Genomic DNA, 17,842 nt, shown 5'->3' with positions numbered 1-17,842 from the left:
TTGCCTGAAACCGAGCCCTATGAATATCGATCAGTTGTTGTATTGGCACCAGGGCTTGTTCCTCCAGCCTCAGCATTTTCAACAAAACGATGCGCGTATCGAGCATCGTCTGACCCGGACCACAGAGTTGAACCATCCGTACCCATGGGGCTTGATCTCGCTGAAGATCAACGAGCCCGCGCTGGTTGCCAAACAGTGCCTGCTGGAGCAATTGTCGGTGCGCTTCGCCGAAGGCACGCTGGCCGAATATCCGGGCAATGCGATGCTGGAGTCGCGCACCCTTGACCTCGGCGAATTCAGTGGCGGCCGCACGCTGTTTGTGGGGCTACGTCGCTTGCTGCCAGGCGACGCCAACGCGCAAGTGTTCGAGACACTGTCGGCGGGGTCCCGGGCGGAAGCGCGCTTTATCGTGGCGGCCGACCCGGAAGTGATCGGTGACCGTCTCGGCGACTCCCCGGAAGCGCGGGTGCGCCCCATGTCCTATGTGTTGCGGCTGTTCTGGGACGATGAGCTGGAGCATCTGAGCGCCTACGAGCTGCTGCCGATTGCACGGCTTGAGCTGGACGGTGATCGCCTCCGGCCGGCCCAACGCTACGTGCCGCCGTCAGTCAATCTGGCGGCATCGCCGATGCTCCTGCAAACCTTGCGCGAAGTCCGCGACGAACTGGTCGGCCGGGCGCGGCAGTTGTCGGTGTACAAGCAGCCGGGGGAGTCGCGGCGGGGCGATCTCGACGCGGCCCAGGTCAACCACCTGATGGCCCTGGCGGTACTGAATCGCTATGGCCCGTTGCTGACGCATTTGCTGGAAACCCCGCAGGTGTCGCCATGGCAGCTTTACGGCACCCTGCGCCAACTTGTTGGTGAGTTGAGTCTGTTTTCCGATGTCTGCGACATGCTCGGCGAAACCCCGGATGGCCGTCTGTTGGTGCCGGCCTACAAGCATGAGGACGCGGGCGCGGCGACGATCGCACTGGTGGCCCTGATCGGCCAGCAGCTCAATGAGATCAGCATCGGCTCAGAGTTGCTGGTCCACCTGCAACTGCAGGACGGGTTTTATCAGGCTCCATTGCCGGACGCGTTTTTCGGCGCGCGGCATCGTTACTATCTGGTGGCGCGCAGTCTGGTCGATCCGGTGTGGCTGGCCGAGTGCCTGCCGTTGGATGGCAAGCTGGGAGCTCTCAGCGTCATGCAAGGCCTGGTCAACCGCGCCTTGCCCGGGGTTGAGTTGATCTATCTGCAGGTTCCGCCCCAGGGCTTGCCGCGGGTGGCCGGCGCGTTGTACTTCCGCCTGGAAACGCTGAGCGAGGGTTGGGAAACGCTGCAGCAGGAGCGTCAGGCGGCGTTCTTCCTGCCCCAGCCGCCGGCTGACCTGAGTATCGACCTGGTGGTGGTTCGCACATGATCAATCCCCGCCTGGCTGACTGCTGGATGTCGAGTTTCGAGGCTGCCAAGCGCGGCTTCATTGATCCGGCACAGTCCTATGAGACGCTTGCGCCGGCGCTCATCGTGCTGCTCGATGGCGCCGCGAATCGGGCCCGCGAGCTGCACTTTGCTGAAGCCGAAGTGCGCGAGGCGCTGTTCGCGGTGGTCGCCTGGATCGACGAAGCGGCCATGTCCGGCGAATGGCCCGGGGCGGCCGAATGGCGGCGGGCGCCGTTGCAGCGCCACTATTTTTCCACCAGTCGGGCCGGAGTCGAGTTCTTCCAACGCCTGGAGGCTTTGCCCGAGGCGGCGGTCGGTGCCCGCGAGGTCTTCGGCCTGGCCTTGCTCGGCGGTTTCCAGGGGCGTTACGCGACCCGCCCGGGTGGTGAACTGATGCAATACCGCCGGCTTTGCCTGGAGCGGATCATTCTCGATCGGCAGATGGTGCCGCTGGATGCCAACAGCCATCTCTTCGAACAACCCGAGGACCACCTGCCAACGCGCCTGCGTGTGGTGCGCCGGGGCTTGCCCGGTCTTTCGCTGCTGTTGCTGATTGGGGTGCCGTTGATTCTGTTGACCGTGCTTTACATCAGTTTCGATCTCTCGCTGGGTCGACAAGTCAGCCAATTGCTGGAGATGCGCTGATGTTGAAGAAAGCAGGGGTGTTGTTGCTCTGGGTGTTGCTGCTGGCGTGCATCGTGCTATTGCTCTGGGGCCTGGCGCTCTACAAAAGCTGGCCATTGTGGTACGTGCCGCTGATTTGCATCGTGACGCTGTTGGTGGTTTTTTGCCTGCGCGGGGTCGGGCGACGCTGGTACGCCTGGCGCTTGCGTCGCCGGATGAACAGCGAGTTGCCCCAGAGTCGTCGCGATGAAGCGCCGGCGCTTGATCAGGACTGGAACAGCGGCGTGCAGATGTTGCGCCAGTCGCGCCTGAGTCGATTGGGTTCACCGTTGTATGTGCTGCCTTGGTTCCTGACGCTGGGCGAGAGTGGCAGCGGCACCCGGAGGTTGCTGGGCAACAGCGGGCTGACCTCGGCCTTGCGTTCGACCCGCGGTGGAAAGCCGGCGGCCTCGACTGGCACTCTGGATTGGTGGTTCCTTGAGCGTGGCGTGATCATTGACCCCGCCGGCCGCATGGCGGAGGGCAACAGCGACGCCGGCGCGGAATGGCGACGGTTGCTGTACTGGCTGCTGCGTTCGCGGCGCCGCGAACCCCTCAACGGTGTACTGCTGGTGATCGACTGCCAGCGCTTGTTGAGCGACTCCGATGCGCGCCTGGCCGAGCAGGGACACAATCTGCGCCGCCGCCTGGATGATCTGGTGAAGGTCTTTGGTGCCCGTCTGCCGGTGTATTTCATCATTACCGGTGCCGAAGCCTTGCCGGGTTTCACCCAGTGGGCTTGCGCTCTCACGCCGCCACAACGCGAGCAACCGTTTGGCCTGCTCAGCCAACAGCGCACGGGGGCGGCGCAGGTGTTTCTCGAAGAGATGTTCAGCGGGCTTGGCCAGCGTCTGTTCGACCTGCGCATCGAGTTGGGCGTGCGTGGCCTGCCGGATGAAGAAGCTTTCAGCCTGCCGGAGCGCATCGTTGAACTGCGCTCGCGTCTCCAGCATCTGCTGTTACCCGCGTTTGACGCCAACCCCTACAGCGAGTTGCCACTGCTCTGCGGACTGTTCCTGACCGCGCAAGGGCAAGAGGCAGACGGCACAAGCGAAGGCTGGTTCAGTCATGAGTTGCTCGGCAGGCTTTTGCCTGCGCAACGCCACGCCTATCAACCCATCGATAGCTGGCATCGCTGGCGCAGGCTGTTGGCCCACGCCGCAGTCATCGGCTGGCTGGGGCTGTGTATCGGCTTTGGCGCATTGCTGGCGTATGCCGACCACCACACTCAAGCTGTGCTCACCGACGCGCTGGACGAGCCGCCAGCGGCCGAGGACTTCAACGGTGGGCTGGAGAGCGACCTGGATGCGCTGCGTCGGTTTCGCCAAGCGTTGATCAGCTTATCTGACCAGCAGCAGGGCGGATGGCATGGTTTGCTGCCGTTCTCACGCCATATCGAACAGGTCCAGGAGCACTACCGCTCTGACTACGTGAGGTTGTTCGACAGCGAAATACGCACGCCGGTATTCGATGGTTTCATTTCGCAGAACCTGCGCGGCGCGTTGAACAGCGGCGATCCACGGCTGATTGCCGCTTATGCCGAATTCCTCGTGCGCCGGATCAACCTGCTCGATGCCCGCCTGAATAACCAGTCGATGGATAACTTGCCGCTGCCGGGTTCCGAGGTGGGTTTCCTGAACTTGACCTACGGTTCCAAGGAAGCGACCAGCGCCGGGCAACTGGTCACCCTGGGGAGCAGCTATCGCTCCTATCTGGAGTGGCAAACCGATATGGCGCAGATGCAGGGCCAACGCGCCGCCTTGCTGGGCCAGTTGGAGAGCATGGGGCTTGAAGGACGCCCCCTGACGTGGCTGAAAGCCTGGGCGGAACTGCAGGGCAATCTGCAACCGATCCGGCTGACGGAATACTGGAGCGATAGCGATAACCCGGGGTTGAGTCTTTCCGGTGCCTATACGTTGCAAGGGCACAGCGCGATTTTTGCGTTCATGGATGAACTCGGCCTCGCCAGCCGTGACAGCGCGTTGTGGAAGACACAGCGGGTGAAATTCCTCGATCAGTACCAAAGCGATACCCAGGACGCCTGGTATCGGTTTATCCAGGGCAGCCTGCTCAGCGCACAGACACGCTTGAAGACGCGCAGTGACTGGCAATTGGCCCTGAGTGTGGTCGGTACGCCCAATGATCCGTTCCTGAAGCTGTTGCATCGCAGTGCCGAACGGTTTGCCTTGATCCCGCCCGAGCAGCGGGCACCTTGGGCGAGCCGCGCGGTGTCGCTCGATCGTTTGCTTGAACTGGCCAGTAACAACGATCTGCATGCCGAAGCGGGGGCGCTGGGCAGTCTGAAAATCACCAATGCCCTGGGCGGCGATATGCTCAAGGGCGTGGCCAGTGGCGGTTCGATCGAGAGTGGCGTCAACGGCTTGCGCGACGAGTTGACCCAAGCCCGTGCCTTGGCCAGGTTCCAGCAGTTGATGAAAGGTGTGGTGGCCGATCTGCAGAAAAGCGATGCGCAAGCGTTCCAGGTGGCCGTGGAGACTTGGGGCTTCGGCGCCGATCCTTCGGTGAAGTCCGCACCGCTCTGGGAAGCCGACAGCGTGCGCAGCGCCTTGATCCAGGCGCTGAAGGGGCCGGACCCGCGTGAAGATGCGGTCTGGGCGTTGGCCACCGGCCAGTTGGATTTCTCCTCGCATTACGCCGCCGAAGTGGCGGCCTGCCGCCTGCAAGGCGACTGGAGCGGGCAGTTGCTCAGCTCGATTCAGGGCGTGCAGGACCCGGTCATGCTCAACGAGCTGCTGTACGGCGAGCGCGGTCAACTGCCGGCCTTTATGAGCGGAGCGGTAAAAACCTTCGTGCAACGCGATGTGCTGCGCTACAGCGGACGGGAGGCGCTGGGTGTGCAAATTCCGCTGACCGGTGCGTTCTACGCCTATGTCAGCCGCATGCAGCATGCGCGCAACGATCTGCTCGGTGCCGAGCGACAGAGTCAGGCCAAGCAGGCCACGGAGCAGCAAAGCCGACAGGCACTGGAAGCCGAGCAAAAAGGCCTTGTGGCGCAACGGGCGGAGCTCAAGCAGAGCATCGCCATACTGCAGGCCACCGCGGCGGTGGTGGAATTGTCCGCCGCGCCGTCGCAGGTCAACCTCGGTGCCCGTTCGCTGCCCCAGCAGACGCGCCTGACGCTGCAATGCAGTGGCCGTTCGACGGTACTGGACAACTTCAACTTCCCCACCAGCGCCAGCTTCGTCTGGGCGCCGGGGGCCTGTGCCGATGTCGCCCTGGAGATCAGCTTCGCCAACTTCAAGCTGACCCGGCACTGGACCGGAGACCGGGCGTTCGTGGACTTCCTGCGGCTGTTCAACGGTGGGCAACACACCTTCAGCGCCGACGATTTCCCCGGCCAGCGCAATTTGATGGGCAGTGAGAATCTCATCGGCATCCAACTAACGTACCGCCAGGAAGGCGAACAGGTGTTGCTGGACAAGTACGACCAGGCCGACCAAATGCAGCGCCAGGCCAATCTCATCGATGCACGCTTGAGTGCCACCGCCGAACAGTTGGCGGCGATGGATACCCAGGCCGCCGCGACGAATGTGCGGCTGGCTGCCCTCGGTTCACCGGTCGAACAGGATGTCGCGAGTATTCAACCGCCGACCCAGATTGCCTGGTGCTGGACGCCCCGGCCCGTGGTAACGGGGCTGTCGGCAGGTGAAGGGCTGCGCTTGGATCTTGGCACCTATGGCAACGAGACGCGCTTGAAGAACCTTGAGGAACAGCTGCGTATCCTCGGCTTGACCAGCCGGCGCGAAGCCACGCAGGCGATAACGGGTGACAAGGTGACGCGGTTGCTGGTGGTGGCGCTGCGTGACGACGCGGCTGCGCAACGGGCGATCCGCGATATTGGGCGCAAAATGGGCGTGGCCGCCACGCTCGACAGTGCGGCCGCCAGTAAGGTCGACCTGTAGTGAAGGGTGGGCACGCGTCACTGGCATTGAGTTGGTGCGTGGCCGCCGGGCTTAGCGGCTGGCGCAGCGGAGGAGGGCGCCAGACGACTGCTGTCACCAGGCCCAACGTATTGCCAGGATGGCAGATGCTCGCAATATTTGGTTATGCGCTAGTCTCCAGTCTAATTCTGAACGACACTTTGAAGGTTGCGTTGAGCAGATGGCGAGTTGCCAATGCAGCTTCAAGACAACCAGTCACCGCGCCGGCGGCACCGAAAGGCGGAATATGAAAATAAATTCGGCGGATTTTAGAGTACGGGAAGGCGACAAGGTCAATCTCCACAAGTGGCCGACCAAAGTGGAACCTTTCTACAAGTCAAAGCAACAATATCGCAAACTTCTGAGAGCGCATGTTGCGCAATTGAGCGCGCAGCAACAGCTTCTTTACGCATCCAATCGCTATGCCATTCTGCTGATTTTCCAGGCGATGGATGCCGCAGGAAAAGACGGTGCCATCAAGCATGTGATGTCAGGTGTGAATCCGCAAGGTTGCCAGGTATTCAGCTTCAAGCATCCCAGCGCGGCTGAGTTGGAGCACGACTTTCTATGGCGAACCACACGCAACCTACCGGGACGCGGACAGATTGGCATATTCAATCGGTCGTACTATGAGGAAGTATTGATAGCCCGTGTCCATCCGGAAATTCTCCGAAGCGAGGGCCTCCCGGATGCTCTTGAAAACAACAGTACTGTCTGGCGGGAGCGATATCGTTCAATCTCCAATTTGGAGCGCCACCTGTCAGGTAACGGAACACGCATCATCAAATTTTTTCTCCATCTGTCGAAAGAAGAGCAACGAAAACGCTTCCTGGATCGCATCGACAAGCCGGAAAAAAACTGGAAATTCAGTGCTGCGGATATCGAGGAACGCAAGTATTGGAAAGACTATATGCAGGCCTACGAAAAATGCCTTAGTGCAACGAGCACGACTGAGACGCCTTGGTATGTTGTGCCTGCCGATGACAAGAAAAATGCCCGACTGATCGTATCTCAGATATTTTCAGATGTGCTGGATGGGCTGAAAATGTCATATCCAAAGACCAGTGAGGAGCGTCATCAAGAACTGCTGAATATTCGCAAGCAGCTTCTGGAAGAATGAATGAACGGTGCCGCTTTATCAGCATGCGTGAGAGGCGGATGGATGCCAGTTCAAAAAAACATGCTTTGGGACCTGGTTGAAAATCTGGCAGAACTTGGCAGGCTTAGAATTGAGCAGTGTGGTTTGTCCCGGAGCTGGTCGCTCATCATTCACTTCATGGGGACTCAGCGGACATCTCCATCTCTGGGCTGAGTGTGCCGAGCCAGGCAACCAGGCCCATAATGATCACCGCGACCGAGAACTCTAGAATCATGCTGCGCCGTAAAGCGTTGATCGCGACGGTGTGAGTATCTGCCTGAATGGATCGCTCAAGCAGCGGGCTCAGGTGAAAGCGGTTTACCGCCGCAAATACCAGCATCCCCGCGAACAAGAAGACCTTCAAAGACAGCAGAGCCCCGTACGTGCTGGAGATCAATGTCTCGAATGCTGGCCCGACAACCATCAGATAGTTGACGATCCCGGTGATAGCCAGGGTTGCGACGATAAGCGTCCCCGCTGATTCGAAACCAGTCAGCGTTCGAGCCAGCAACCGTATCTGCAGATCGCCTGTGAGGTTGGTTGAGCGCAATAACAGCGCAAATGCAGCGAGAGCGCCCAACCAACTGCCTGCACCCAGAAGATGGACAATATCGCTGGTGAAGTGCAGGTAGCGTCGACTGCCTTCATCCATGGCGCCATGTCCCGTCCAGGCGAGCGTCGCGAGGGCGATGGCCCCACACAATGTGGCCAGCCAGAGGCTCAATGCCGGGCTTCGTCGATTGAGAGTCGCGGCGATGACCGCCAAGGTCAATGAGGCTATCCGAACCATCCAGGTCAACCCGACGTCAGTGTCCATCAACATCATCTGCAGGATGTGGTGATGCAGCTCCATGACGCTGGACACGCCGCTCATCGTCTTGGCCATCTGTAGCATGGCCACCATCGATAGCAGTATGCCGATGAGGGCAGTTCCCACCAGCAACGACCCAAAATTCAACACGGCGCCGTCTGCACGTTCCTTTCCTCTGAGACTGTACAGGCCAAACAGTGCCAGCCCGAAGAGCAGCATCAAGTCGATATAGAGCGCGAAGCGAAGGCTTATGTAGATGGAGTCGTCCATGGATGGGGTTATGCCGAGATAAGGCAAAAATTAGGACATTCGTTCTGCAAGATATTGAACTAAAAGGAAATTTATTGAGTTCTTGATTGCTGGTCATCCCCCGCCTGACTAGCCGTCTATGCTGATGTTTTGCCTTACTTGGGGGATGAACTCAATGGCTTCGGTGGAAAGGACAGCCTACCCGCTCTTGCCCAGTCAGTTGCCAGCTAAGGAGCTGCATCGATGCTATTCCCTGTCTGATTCAGAGATCGAATGGGTCAATAACACCGCTAAGAGTCCAGCGCTATCGATTGGGCTGGCAATCCAACTAAAGGTGTTTCAGCAGCTACACTATTTTGTTCCGTTCGAGGAGCTTCCTCAGGAGCTCATCAGTCATGTCCGACAATGCCTTCGCTACGGCGCACGAATAGCTCCGCGCTACAGCAACCCCCGCACCCTTTACCGACACCAAGCGGCGGTTCGGCAGTACCTGCAGGTTACACCCTTCTATAGCAGCGACGGGCTAGCGATCACTGAGGAAATCGCACGTGACTGCGCTGTAGTGCTTGAGCAGCGAGTCGATCTCATTAATGCCATGCTTGATGAGCTGATTCAGCGTGGCTATGAGCTTCCGGCTTATTCGACGCTCAACAACATCGCAGAAACCGCTTTGGCGAGTGCTCAGGAAGTTACCTTCAACCTGATCGTGCTCCGAGCGCCAATCGAGGTGATCTACAAGCTAAAGGAGCTGCTCGACACGGATTTCGGGCGTCGGCAGAGTGACTTCAACGCACTCAAGCAGGCACCCAAGAAGCCTTCCCGCAAGCACCTGGAGGTGTTGATCGACCACCTGGCGTGGTTAGAGAGCTTCGGAGATCTGGATGCCATTCTTGAGGGGGTCGTCGATGCTAAGATCCGCCACTTCGCCACCCAAGCCGCCGCGTCGGACGTCGCCGAGCTGAAGGACTGCTCGCTGCCGAAACGCTACACACTGATGCTGGCCTTGATCTATCGGATGCGGGTGCGAACTCGGGATCACCTGGCCGAGATGTTCATCCGACGGATTTCGACGATCCACAAACGCGCCAAGGAGGAGTTGGAGCAAATCCAGGCGCGGCAACGCCAGAAGCTGGAGCAACTGGCGGCCACCCTGGATGGCGTGGTGCAGATTCTTGTTCAGGAACCGGATGACCAGGAGGCTGGCAGTCTGATCCGGGAATTCCTCTCTCCCGATGGCAACCTGGATCGGTTGCGCGAGACTTGCGCCGAAGTCCAGGCTACGGGCGGTAACAACTACCTGCCGCTGATCTGGAAGCACTTCAAGTCCCATCGCTCGCTGTTGTTCCGTCTGAGCCACCTTCTTCAACTGGAACCCACGACTCAGGATCGCTCACTTATCCAGGCGCTTCAGCTCATCCAGGACAGCGAAAATCTACACCGCGAGTGGATCGACGAGCATGTCGACTTGTCGTTTGCGTCGGAGCGCTGGGTTAAGGTCGTGCGTCGTCCTGCCAGTGAAGGGCCACCTACCAACCGGCGCTATCTGGAAGTCTGCGTGTTCTCTTACCTGGCCAGTGAGCTGCGCTCGGGTGATATGTGCGTGCTGGGGTCGGAATCTTTCGCCGACTACCGTAAGCAGTTGCTGCCCTGGGAAGAATGTTTCCATCGTCTACCGGCCTACTGCGAAAAGGTGGGGCTGCCTGGCACGGCGAAGGAGTTTGTCGCCTCCCTCAAGATTCAGCTGGAGGAAACCGCGCAGCATCTGGATGAAAAATTCCCTTCTTGCCGAGGTGACGTATCGATCAATGAAGCCGGCGAACCGGTGCTACGCCGAGTGATAGCGCGGGACATCCCGCCTTCGGCCATCTCGCTACAGACGGCGCTTATGCAGCGCATGCCGGCCAGGCACGTGCTCGACATCATGGCCAACATTGAGCATTGGATTCAGTTCACTCGGCATTTCGGGCCGATGTCCGGCAACGAGCCAAAGCTCAAAGAACCGGCCGAGCGCTACCTGATGACGATCTTCGCCATGGGCTGCAACCTTGGCCCCAACCAGGCCGCACGGCATCTGGCCGGTAATGTCACGCCGCACATGCTGTCCTATACGAATCGCCGCCATCTCTCGCTTGAGAAGTTAGACAAGGCTAACCGCGAGCTGGTGGAACTCTATCTGCAACTTGACCTGCCCAAGCTCTGGGGCGATGGCAAGGCGGTGGCCGCGGACGGTACGCAGTTCGACTTCTATGACGACAATCTGCTGGCCGGCTACCACTTCCGCTATCGCAAGATGGGGGCCGTGGCGTACCGACACGTGGCCAATAACTACATCGCGGTGTTCCAGCACTTCATCCCGCCTGGTATCTGGGAGGCAATCTATGTGATTGAGGGGTTGCTCAAGGTCGACCTCAGCGTCGAACCCGATACGGTGTACTCTGACACCCAGGGCCAGTCGGCCACGGTGTTCGCCTTCACTCATCTGCTGGGCATCAATCTGATGCCGCGTATCCGCAACTGGCGCGACCTGGTGATGTGCCGGCCAGATCGCGGCGTTTCGTATAAACACATCAACCGTCTGTTCACCGACACCGCCGACTGGCACCTGATCGAAACCCACTGGCAGGATCTGATGCAGGTCGCGTTGTCAATCCAGGCCGGCAAGATTTCCTCACCTATGCTGCTGCGCAAACTTGGCTCCTACAGTCGGCGCAACAAGCTCTATCATGCCGCGCAAGCGCTGGGCAGCGTGATCCGGACGATCTTCCTACTCAACTGGATCGGCAGCCGCGAGTTGCGCCAGGAAGTCACCGCCAACACCAATAAGATCGAGTCCTACAACGGCTTCTCTAAGTGGCTGTCCTTTGGCGGTGACGTGATCGCCGAAAACGATCCGGACGAGCAACAGAAACGCCTGCGCTACAACGACATGGTGGCCTCGTCGGTGATCCTGCAGAACACCGTGGACATGATGCGCATCCTGCAGAAGCTCGCCCGTGATGGCTGGCAGTTCACTGACGACGACGTATCGTTTCTCAGCCCCTACCTAACCAGCAATGTCAAACGTTTTGGGGAGTTCAACCTGAAACTCAAACGCCCACCGGAACCCTGGATCAAGGATTCCATTTTCCAGCAGGCTGCGGGATCAATGCGTGCGAAACAGATGTCTGACAGCAACGTTGAGGTGACGAACTGATGCATATCCCGCCAGCTTCGTTCCGCGTGACACCTTATGGGGACGTCGATACCAAGGTACTCGACTCTCTGCGTGCAAGCTACGACACCGCTCAGTTGCTCAACTTGGTCGACCGGCTGGATGCCTGCCTTGCTGAAATCGGAGGGGTCGGCAGCATTCGAGAAGACTTCCTACGCCTGCATGGCATGGCCATGACGGTACTGGAAGGTTTCCCCCTCACTGTGGCTACCAGTGATGTCGACAGTATTTGGGCGCAGGCGATGGCCCTTCAAGAGGATATTTCTGCTTTATGTTCATGCTTGCAGGCGGGTTCTAAACACGTTGCTCCTTTGGCAGCGCTTGCTCCTGACTATCAGGACTAGACTATTCGTGCAAATGGGCTGCCGGCAGACTGAATACAATGGAGGTGCAGAGTAAAACTGATGCTGCAGGACTGACGAGTAACTCTATAGCATCGCTGTACTGTGGGGTGAATTTGACTCTGGGTAGCCGGTTTTGACGCCCTGTAGGCACGCTGCCATCCTCCCGGGCATCGGCCTAGATAAAACTACTGACGAAGCCTTCGGGCTTACATTAGCCACGAGCGGACTTGCATTAAATCTCAATGGACTCACGCTTTCTAAAAAAAACCAGAGCCACTTTCCAGAGGCAAAGATTAGTCGTCGTGACGGGTACTGACCTCTGGTGTGCAGGGGTGATCAGGCTCGGATGCCGCTCTCTTATCCGCGCGCGATATGAAGCGCTGATAGCATTCAAGGCCACAGAAGTGCACGACGTACTCGGTACCTTCCGGCGTCAGTGCGGCGTCAAGGGAAATTTCCTTGCAACATTCGCAGCAACTGATAGTGGGGGTGTCGTTTGCGTTCATGATGGGGTTTCTCCATCGTCCAAGAAAACCTAGTAACTCTTCCACACCTGCGATCGAACCTGCGCGCAGATCGACCTGCGGCTGGCAGTGCAGCAACAATTCCCAACGCTCCCAAGCCTGCCGCAACTCGGCAGCGGAGACCGCGCCGTGCTCCGAGCGGGTCACGCCCGCTTCCGAAAGGCCCGTAGAGCCGCTCTCAGGAAGAGGACGAAGAGAACCGTCAGCACGAGCGTCGCGAGGCTCCAATGCTCGCTGACGAAGGCCCCGGCCGCAGTCCCCGAGAGCAGTAATGCCAGCACCGGCAGATGGCAGGGGCAAGTGAGCGCGGCGAGCACACCCCACGTGTAGGCGTGCCAGCGGGGCATCTTGATTGATTCGGATTGGTTGGTATTACGCATGGGTGTGACCTTCGATGGCACGATGAGTCAGCCCGGCCAACTCCGTTTTCACTGCGTCTAAAGCTGCCAGCCGGGTCGCGATTTGCCCAAGCAAGCGGTCGATACACCCGATCACATCGGTACTATCGTCTGCATCGAGCGCTCGACAGAGCCGCGCCAATTCGTCGAGCCCGATACCGGACTCAAAGGCGGCACGTACGAAGCACAGCCGCGCCAGGGACCGCTCATCGAAAATGCCGTAACCGCTTTCCGTGCGCCGCGCGGGGTGCAGCAAGCCGCGCAGCATATAATCTCGGACTATATGGACACTGACGCCCGCGTCCTCGGCCAATCTGGATATGGAGTAGGCATTCATCGCCGACACTCCCGACCTTCACCGCAAACTGGGGCGCTCAGATATTTCCTTCCGGCTAGGCGCTCAGGTAGCCAGATGAGCAACGGTGCAGCTCCCAGAGCCAGTAGCAGCCACAACCTGGAGAGATGCTCGCCGTTTTGGTCAAACACATAAGCCAATAGCGCACCAACTGCGAGCAACAGGAAGTGAGGCCCCGTTATGTAGCAGTGAAGGCGGCGACAACGCGTGGCGTTGACCAGGCAGGCGCCGCCCATCACGGCCAGCGCGGCGCCTGCTGCCAGGAACAACGCGGGGCGTCGATTAGACAGAACAATCGCTATCGTCGCCACGACGGCAGGCAGGCCCCAGAAGCTGACCAACTGCCATGTCTTGCGTAGGCTGTCGCACCTACCGAGATCGTCTGCCGTGTTGCTCATGTTTCAACCTCCCTCTCTCATTACCCTGCGCAGCAGGACAATTGTTTGACGTCTTTGTTAAAGGTCTGTGCGGCGAGTTTCAGTCCCTCGACCATCGTCAGGTAGGGGAACAACTGGTCAGCCAATTCCTGCACGGTCATACGGTTGCGGATGGCGAGTACCGCCGTCTGGATCAGTTCTCCTGCTTCCGGGGCCACAGCCTGCACTCCCAGCAGTCGGCCGGAGCCCGCTTCGGCAACCAACTTGATGAAACCCCGCGTGTCGAAGTTGGCCAACGCGCGCGGCACGTTGTCCAGGGTCAAGGTGCGGCTGTCGGTTTCGATCCCGGCGTGCTGCGCTTCGGCTTCGCTGTAGCCGACGGTGGCCACTTGCGGATCGGTGAACACCACGGCCGGCATGACGTCGAGATTGAGCTTGGCCTCGCCGCCGGTCATGTTGATTGCCGCGCGGGTGCCAGCCGCTGCCGCGACGTAGACGAACTGCGGTTGGTCGGTGCAGTCGCCGGCCGCATAGATATCCGCTGCGCTGGTGCGCATGCGCTCGTCGATCTGGATGCCGCCGCGCTCGTCCAGCTGCACGTCGGCCGCTTCCAGGTTCAGGCCCTGGGTATTGGGCGTGCGGCCGGTGGCGACGAGCAGTTGGTCGGCACGTAACTCACCATGGTTGGTGGCCAGTACGAACTCGCCGTTGGCGTGGGACACCTGGCTGGCTTGCGTTTGCTCCAGCACTTCGATGCCCTCCATACGGAAGGCCTCCGTCACCGCCGCGCCGATGGCCGGGTCTTCGTGGAAGAACATCGCACTGCGTGCCAGGATCGTGACCTCGCTACCCAGCCGGGCGAAGGCCTGCGCCAGTTCCACTGCCACTACGGAGGCGCCGATCACGGCGAGCCGCTTAGGGATTGTATCGCTCGCCAGTGCCTGGTCTGAGGTCCAGTACGGCGTGTCTTTCAGTCCTGGAATCGGTGGAACGGCCGCGCTTGCGCCGGTGGCGACCAGGCAGCGGTCGAAGGCTACGATGTGCTCGCCACCCTCGGCCAGTTTCACGCTGAGCGTGTGGCCGTCCTGGAAACGGGCGGTGCCGCGCAGCACGCTGATCGCCGGCGTGCTCTCCAGGATGCTTTCGTACTTGGCGTGGCGCAGTTCGGCGACACGGTCTTGTTGCTGCGCGAGCAGACGTTCGCGTAGGACGGTCGGCGTCATGGCGGAAAGCCCGGCGTCGAACGGGCTCTCGCGGCGCAGATGGGCCACATGCGCGGCACGAATCATGATCTTGGAGGGCACGCAGCCCACGTTGACGCAGGTGCCGCCGATGATGCCGCGCTCGATCAGGGTGACGCGGGCACCGCCTTCCACCGCCTTGAGCGCGGCCGCCATGGCGGCGCCACCACTGCCGATGACCGCGACGTGGAGCTTGTCGCCCTCTTTCCCGGCGTCAGTGCTGCTCAACCAACCCCGTGCCTTATCGAGCAGGCCAGGACGGGCTTGTACCATGGCGTCTTCGAACGCCGCTCGATACCCCAGGGCCTCGACAGCGGCCTGCATCTGCTCACGGCTTGCGCCCTCGTCGACCTTCAGTTCGGCCTTCCCGCTGGCGTAGGAAACATCCGCCCGATGCACGCCCGGAATCTTCTCCAAGGCCTCTTTCACATGCACGACACAGGAGGCGCAGGTCATACCAATGATTTTCAGTTCGGTCATTTCGTTACTCATTAGATCGTCTCTTGTCAGGTTCACTGGTTTGGCGGCGTCGGACAGGCATCCGGCCCACAACGGCGATGAGCGGGCGACACGAGATCCCATATCGACACCCCAAACATGAGGGCCAGGCCGATATAGAGCAGCCAACCGCTCCGCCAGCCATAAGCCCGCATAAAAAATACCGCTGCCAGTACCAGGGTAGGACCGATCAGGCCGAGCGCAGTCCGTCGCCACTGCCGATGATTGAGCCAGCCGAGGGCATTGACGAGCAGAGCCAGTCCAGCAAACAGAGGCAGCAGCGTGGTGATGAACAGGCCTTCCCACTGGCTCAAAAAGCCCAGACCGAACGCGGCCCCCAGACTAGCAAGGGCGGGAAAGCACATGGCGCAGCCTATGGCAGAAATCAGCACGCCGACGGAGCCGGCTTTGTCACCGATCCGCGTGAACAGATTGAGAGGATTTGCCATCGGAAGTCCCTCCTATTGCTTGACGCTGGACGGATAGCCAGCGTCCTCGGTCGCCTTAGTCAGCGCCAGGGCATTGGTCTTGGTATCGTCGAAGGTGACGATGGCCTCGCGGTTCTCGAAACTCACCTCAGCCTTGGTCACGCCATCGACCTTGGTCAACGCCGTCTTCACCGTAATCGGGCAGGCGGCGCAGGTCATGCCCGGCACCGCCAGGGTGACGGTCTGCGTGGCCGCCCAGACGGGTGTGGCGACCAGGCTGGCGAGGGCTAAGGATGCGAGCAGTTTTCTCATGGTGAACTCCTGATCAGTAGAACAAGGGAAGGATGTAGGGGAAGCCGAGCGCGACCAGCACCAAGGCCGCCACCAGCCAGTACAGCAGCTTGTAGGAGGTACGTACCTGAGGGATGGCGCAGACCTCGCCCGGTGCGCAGGCTTGAGCGGGGCGGAAAATGCGCCGGTAGGCGAAGAACAGCGCCACCAGTGCCGCGCCGATGAAGAGCGGGCGGTACGGTTCCAGCACGGTCAGGTTACCGATCCAGGCCCCGCTGAATCCCAGGGCGATCAGAACCAGCGGCCCCAGGCAGCAAGCCGAGGCGAGGATGGCGGCTAGCCCGCCAGTGAAGAGCGCCCCGCGCCCGTTTTGAGGTTCAGACATACGCTTGCCCTTTCAAATTTGGTTTGGATAGCTTAAGCTTACTTCCGTAGTTATGTACGGAGTCAAGCGATATGGAAAAAATTTGGAGAATCTGACCATTGGCGTTTTTGCCAAGGCGGCCGGGGTCAATGTGGAGACCATCCGGTTCTACCAGCGCAAGGGCCTGCTGCCGGAGCCAGACAAGCCCTATGGCAGCATTCGCCGCTATGGCGAGGCGGATGTAACACGAGTGCGGTTCGTGAAATCGACCCAGCGGCTGGGCTTTAGCCTGGACGAAATCGCCGAGCTACTGCGGCTGGAGGATGGCACCCATTGCGAGGAAGCCAGCGGCCTGGCCGAGCACAAGCTCAAGGATGTGCGCGAGAAGATGGCCGACTTGGCACGCATGGAGGCCGTGCTGTCTGAACTGGTGTGCGCCTGCCATGCGCGGAAAGGGAACGTTTCCTGCCCGCTGATTGCGTCACTGCAAGACGGAACGAAGCTCGCTGCATCGGCGCGGGGGAGTCACGGGGTGACTACGCCTTAGCGTGCTTTATTTTCCGAATTCTGAGACGACCCCAATACTGTGTCGCGGCTCAAGAAGCAGTGGGAGGCTGAGCACGCCGAGTGGCAGAAGCGGGGCTTATCAGAGCAGCGCTACGTCTACTGGTGGGCAGACGGCGTGTACAGCAACGTGCGCATGGATGACCGTCTGTGTCTGCTGGTGATCATCGGCGTCACTGAGCAGGGCCGCAAGGAGTTGGTCGTCGTCGAGGATGGGCAGCGTGAGTCAGAGGCCAGCTGGAAAGAGCTGCTCACGGGGCTACGCGAGCGCGGGCTGACGACGGCCCCCAAGCTAGCGGTTGGCGACGGCGCCATGGGCTTCTGGGCGGCGTTGAGCAAGGTCTATCCAGAGACCGAGCACCAGCGCTGCTGGGTCCATAAGACTGCCAACGTATTGAATAAACTGCCGAAATCCGTGCAGCCCAAGGTCAAGGCCGACCTCCATGAGATCTGGATGGCCGAGACCCGCGATGAGGCGCACAAGGCTTTCGATCGCACGGTGAAACGCTTCGAGGCCAAGTACCCCAGAGCCATGGAGTGCCTGGCCAAGGATCGGGAGGAGCTGCTGGCGTTCTATGACTACCCGGCAGAACACTGGGTGCATATCCGCACCACCAACCCGATCGAGTCGACCTTCGCCACGGTCCGCCTGCGGAGCAAGCGCAGCCGGAACTGCGGCTCCAGAGCGACGACCCTGGCGATGGTCTTCAAGCTGCTTCAGAGCGCCCAGAAGCGCTGGAAGCGGATCAAGGGGTTCAACAAGCTGGAGCTGGTCGTGAACAACGTCCAGTTCAAGGACGGCGAACCCTTGACCGATCAGTCAGACAGGACTGCCGCCTGACCGGCCATACACAGAATTTGACAATAACTCGCGTTACTTAGCGGAAAGCGCTCGCCATGCCAAGCTAGATACCACCAGCCGTTATTTGCACACCGAAGCCGATGAGTGGCATCAAGAGCAGCAGCGCCACCGCTTGAAAACGCCCCCAAAAGCAGGGGCTGAAACGTTATAATAGCCGCGAC

General features: G+C 60.1%; 16 protein-coding genes and 1 pseudogene. 8 read left to right on the top strand and 9 right to left on the bottom strand.

Annotated features, from left to right (window positions below):
* The first annotated feature begins 19 nt into the window (after window positions 1–19).
* The 4 genes from tssK (at window position 20) to MOQ67_RS16310 (ending at window position 7,146) form a co-directional block, all read left to right on the top strand.
* Window positions 20–1,402, top strand: a complete 1,383-nt coding sequence (gene tssK, locus MOQ67_RS16325) for a type VI secretion system baseplate subunit TssK (protein WP_046489506.1) — start codon at window positions 20–22, stop codon at window positions 1,400–1,402.
* Window positions 1,399–2,067, top strand: a complete 669-nt coding sequence (locus tag MOQ67_RS16320; RefSeq protein ID WP_017849111.1) for a DotU family type IV/VI secretion system protein — start codon at window positions 1,399–1,401, stop codon at window positions 2,065–2,067. The genes tssK and MOQ67_RS16320 overlap by 4 nt, the downstream gene beginning before the upstream one ends.
* The gene (locus MOQ67_RS16315) at window positions 2,067–6,008 is read left to right on the top strand and encodes a type VI secretion protein IcmF/TssM N-terminal domain-containing protein (RefSeq protein ID WP_198717546.1); all 3,942 of its coding nucleotides are present in this window, start codon (window positions 2,067–2,069) and stop codon (window positions 6,006–6,008) included. The genes MOQ67_RS16320 and MOQ67_RS16315 overlap by 1 nt, the downstream gene beginning before the upstream one ends.
* Window positions 6,009–6,273: 265 nt before the next feature.
* Window positions 6,274–7,146 (top strand): ADP-polyphosphate phosphotransferase, encoded by an 873-nt coding sequence (locus MOQ67_RS16310; RefSeq protein WP_198717547.1) that lies wholly within the window; start codon window positions 6,274–6,276, stop codon window positions 7,144–7,146.
* 154 nt (window positions 7,147–7,300) lie between these two features.
* Here MOQ67_RS16310 and copD read toward each other — a convergent pair whose 3' ends face one another.
* Window positions 7,301–8,245: a copper homeostasis membrane protein CopD gene (copD, locus tag MOQ67_RS16305; RefSeq protein WP_198717548.1), complete on the bottom strand. Its 945-nt coding sequence runs from the start codon at window positions 8,243–8,245 to the stop codon at window positions 7,301–7,303.
* A gap of 154 nt (window positions 8,246–8,399) precedes the next feature.
* Here copD and MOQ67_RS16300 point away from each other — a divergent pair, with 154 nt between their 5' ends.
* Together MOQ67_RS16300 and tnpC are read left to right on the top strand one after the other, a co-directional pair.
* Window positions 8,400–11,417 carry a Tn3 family transposase gene (locus MOQ67_RS16300; RefSeq protein WP_026140367.1) on the top strand — a complete coding sequence of 1,006 codons (3,018 nt, stop codon included), beginning with the start codon at window positions 8,400–8,402 and terminating at the stop codon, window positions 11,415–11,417.
* Window positions 11,417–11,779: a Tn3 family transposase post-transcriptional regulator TnpC gene (gene tnpC, locus MOQ67_RS16295; protein WP_017849612.1), complete on the top strand. Its 363-nt coding sequence runs from the start codon at window positions 11,417–11,419 to the stop codon at window positions 11,777–11,779. Before MOQ67_RS16300 ends, tnpC begins: the two co-directional genes overlap by 1 nt.
* A gap of 293 nt (window positions 11,780–12,072) precedes the next feature.
* Here the strand turns inward: tnpC and MOQ67_RS16290 are convergent, their stop codons facing one another.
* The 8 genes from MOQ67_RS16290 to merT are packed head-to-tail and all read right to left on the bottom strand — an operon-like array spanning window position 12,073 to window position 16,276.
* The gene (locus MOQ67_RS16290; RefSeq protein ID WP_425274543.1) at window positions 12,073–12,450 is read right to left on the bottom strand and encodes a DUF3330 domain-containing protein; all 378 of its coding nucleotides are present in this window, start codon (window positions 12,448–12,450) and stop codon (window positions 12,073–12,075) included.
* Window positions 12,447–12,683, bottom strand: a complete 237-nt coding sequence (gene merE / locus MOQ67_RS16285) for a broad-spectrum mercury transporter MerE (protein WP_017849613.1) — start codon at window positions 12,681–12,683, stop codon at window positions 12,447–12,449. The genes MOQ67_RS16290 and merE overlap by 4 nt, the downstream gene beginning before the upstream one ends.
* Complete coding sequence (gene merD, locus MOQ67_RS16280; protein ID WP_017849614.1) at window positions 12,676–13,038, bottom strand: mercuric resistance transcriptional repressor MerD; 363 nt, start codon at window positions 13,036–13,038, stop codon at window positions 12,676–12,678. Before merD ends, merE begins: the two co-directional genes overlap by 8 nt.
* A complete protein-coding gene (locus tag MOQ67_RS16275; RefSeq protein WP_017849615.1) occupies window positions 13,035–13,454 on the bottom strand; it encodes a hypothetical protein in 420 nt (139 codons plus the stop codon). The genes merD and MOQ67_RS16275 overlap by 4 nt, the downstream gene beginning before the upstream one ends.
* Before the next feature lie 20 nt (window positions 13,455–13,474).
* On the bottom strand, window positions 13,475–15,154 hold the full coding sequence (gene merA, locus MOQ67_RS16270; RefSeq protein WP_031633059.1) for a mercury(II) reductase: 1,680 nt from the start codon (window positions 15,152–15,154) through the stop codon (window positions 13,475–13,477).
* A gap of 32 nt (window positions 15,155–15,186) precedes the next feature.
* On the bottom strand, window positions 15,187–15,621 hold the full coding sequence (gene merC / locus MOQ67_RS16265) for an organomercurial transporter MerC (RefSeq protein ID WP_003131881.1): 435 nt from the start codon (window positions 15,619–15,621) through the stop codon (window positions 15,187–15,189).
* Between the two features lie 12 nt (window positions 15,622–15,633).
* Window positions 15,634–15,912 carry a mercury resistance system periplasmic binding protein MerP gene (gene merP, locus MOQ67_RS16260; RefSeq protein ID WP_003131880.1) on the bottom strand — a complete coding sequence of 93 codons (279 nt, stop codon included), beginning with the start codon at window positions 15,910–15,912 and terminating at the stop codon, window positions 15,634–15,636.
* A gap of 13 nt (window positions 15,913–15,925) precedes the next feature.
* The gene (gene merT, locus MOQ67_RS16255; protein ID WP_023102385.1) at window positions 15,926–16,276 is read right to left on the bottom strand and encodes a mercuric ion transporter MerT; all 351 of its coding nucleotides are present in this window, start codon (window positions 16,274–16,276) and stop codon (window positions 15,926–15,928) included.
* Between the two features lie 52 nt (window positions 16,277–16,328).
* Here merT and merR point away from each other — a divergent pair, with 52 nt between their 5' ends.
* Window positions 16,329–16,802 carry an Hg(II)-responsive transcriptional regulator gene (gene merR, locus MOQ67_RS16250; protein WP_023102386.1) on the top strand — a complete coding sequence of 158 codons (474 nt, stop codon included), beginning with the start codon at window positions 16,329–16,331 and terminating at the stop codon, window positions 16,800–16,802.
* 33 nt (window positions 16,803–16,835) lie between these two features.
* A pseudogene (locus tag MOQ67_RS16245) lies at window positions 16,836–17,660 on the top strand (IS256 family transposase); the annotation flags it as partial.
* Window positions 17,661–17,842 lie beyond the last annotated feature (182 nt).

It is taken from the genome of Pseudomonas sp. LY-1 (assembly GCF_053502595.1).
Note: the sequence above shows the minus strand (reverse complement) of the source record. Positions and strands in the feature narration are given on the sequence as shown.

Excerpts from the sequence above, each read along its gene's own strand:
- tssK (WP_046489506.1), top strand. The coding sequence starts at position 20 with ATGAATATCGATCAGTTGTTGTATTGGCACCAGGGCTTGTTCCTCCAG.
- MOQ67_RS16320 (WP_017849111.1), top strand. The coding sequence starts at position 1,399 with ATGATCAATCCCCGCCTGGCTGACTGCTGGATGTCGAGTTTCGAGGCT.
- MOQ67_RS16315 (WP_198717546.1), top strand. The coding sequence starts at position 2,067 with ATGTTGAAGAAAGCAGGGGTGTTGTTGCTCTGGGTGTTGCTGCTGGCG.
- MOQ67_RS16310 (WP_198717547.1), top strand. The coding sequence starts at position 6,274 with ATGAAAATAAATTCGGCGGATTTTAGAGTACGGGAAGGCGACAAGGTC.
- copD (WP_198717548.1), bottom strand. The coding sequence starts at position 8,245 with ATGGACGACTCCATCTACATAAGCCTTCGCTTCGCGCTCTATATCGAC.
- MOQ67_RS16300 (WP_026140367.1), top strand. The coding sequence starts at position 8,400 with ATGGCTTCGGTGGAAAGGACAGCCTACCCGCTCTTGCCCAGTCAGTTG.
- tnpC (WP_017849612.1), top strand. The coding sequence starts at position 11,417 with ATGCATATCCCGCCAGCTTCGTTCCGCGTGACACCTTATGGGGACGTC.
- merE (WP_017849613.1), bottom strand. The coding sequence starts at position 12,683 with ATGCGTAATACCAACCAATCCGAATCAATCAAGATGCCCCGCTGGCAC.
- merD (WP_017849614.1), bottom strand. The coding sequence starts at position 13,038 with ATGAATGCCTACTCCATATCCAGATTGGCCGAGGACGCGGGCGTCAGT.
- MOQ67_RS16275 (WP_017849615.1), bottom strand. The coding sequence starts at position 13,454 with ATGAGCAACACGGCAGACGATCTCGGTAGGTGCGACAGCCTACGCAAG.
- merA (WP_031633059.1), bottom strand. The coding sequence starts at position 15,154 with ATGACCGAACTGAAAATCATTGGTATGACCTGCGCCTCCTGTGTCGTG.
- merC (WP_003131881.1), bottom strand. The coding sequence starts at position 15,621 with ATGGCAAATCCTCTCAATCTGTTCACGCGGATCGGTGACAAAGCCGGC.
- merP (WP_003131880.1), bottom strand. The coding sequence starts at position 15,912 with ATGAGAAAACTGCTCGCATCCTTAGCCCTCGCCAGCCTGGTCGCCACA.
- merT (WP_023102385.1), bottom strand. The coding sequence starts at position 16,276 with ATGTCTGAACCTCAAAACGGGCGCGGGGCGCTCTTCACTGGCGGGCTA.
- merR (WP_023102386.1), top strand. The coding sequence starts at position 16,329 with ATGTACGGAGTCAAGCGATATGGAAAAAATTTGGAGAATCTGACCATT.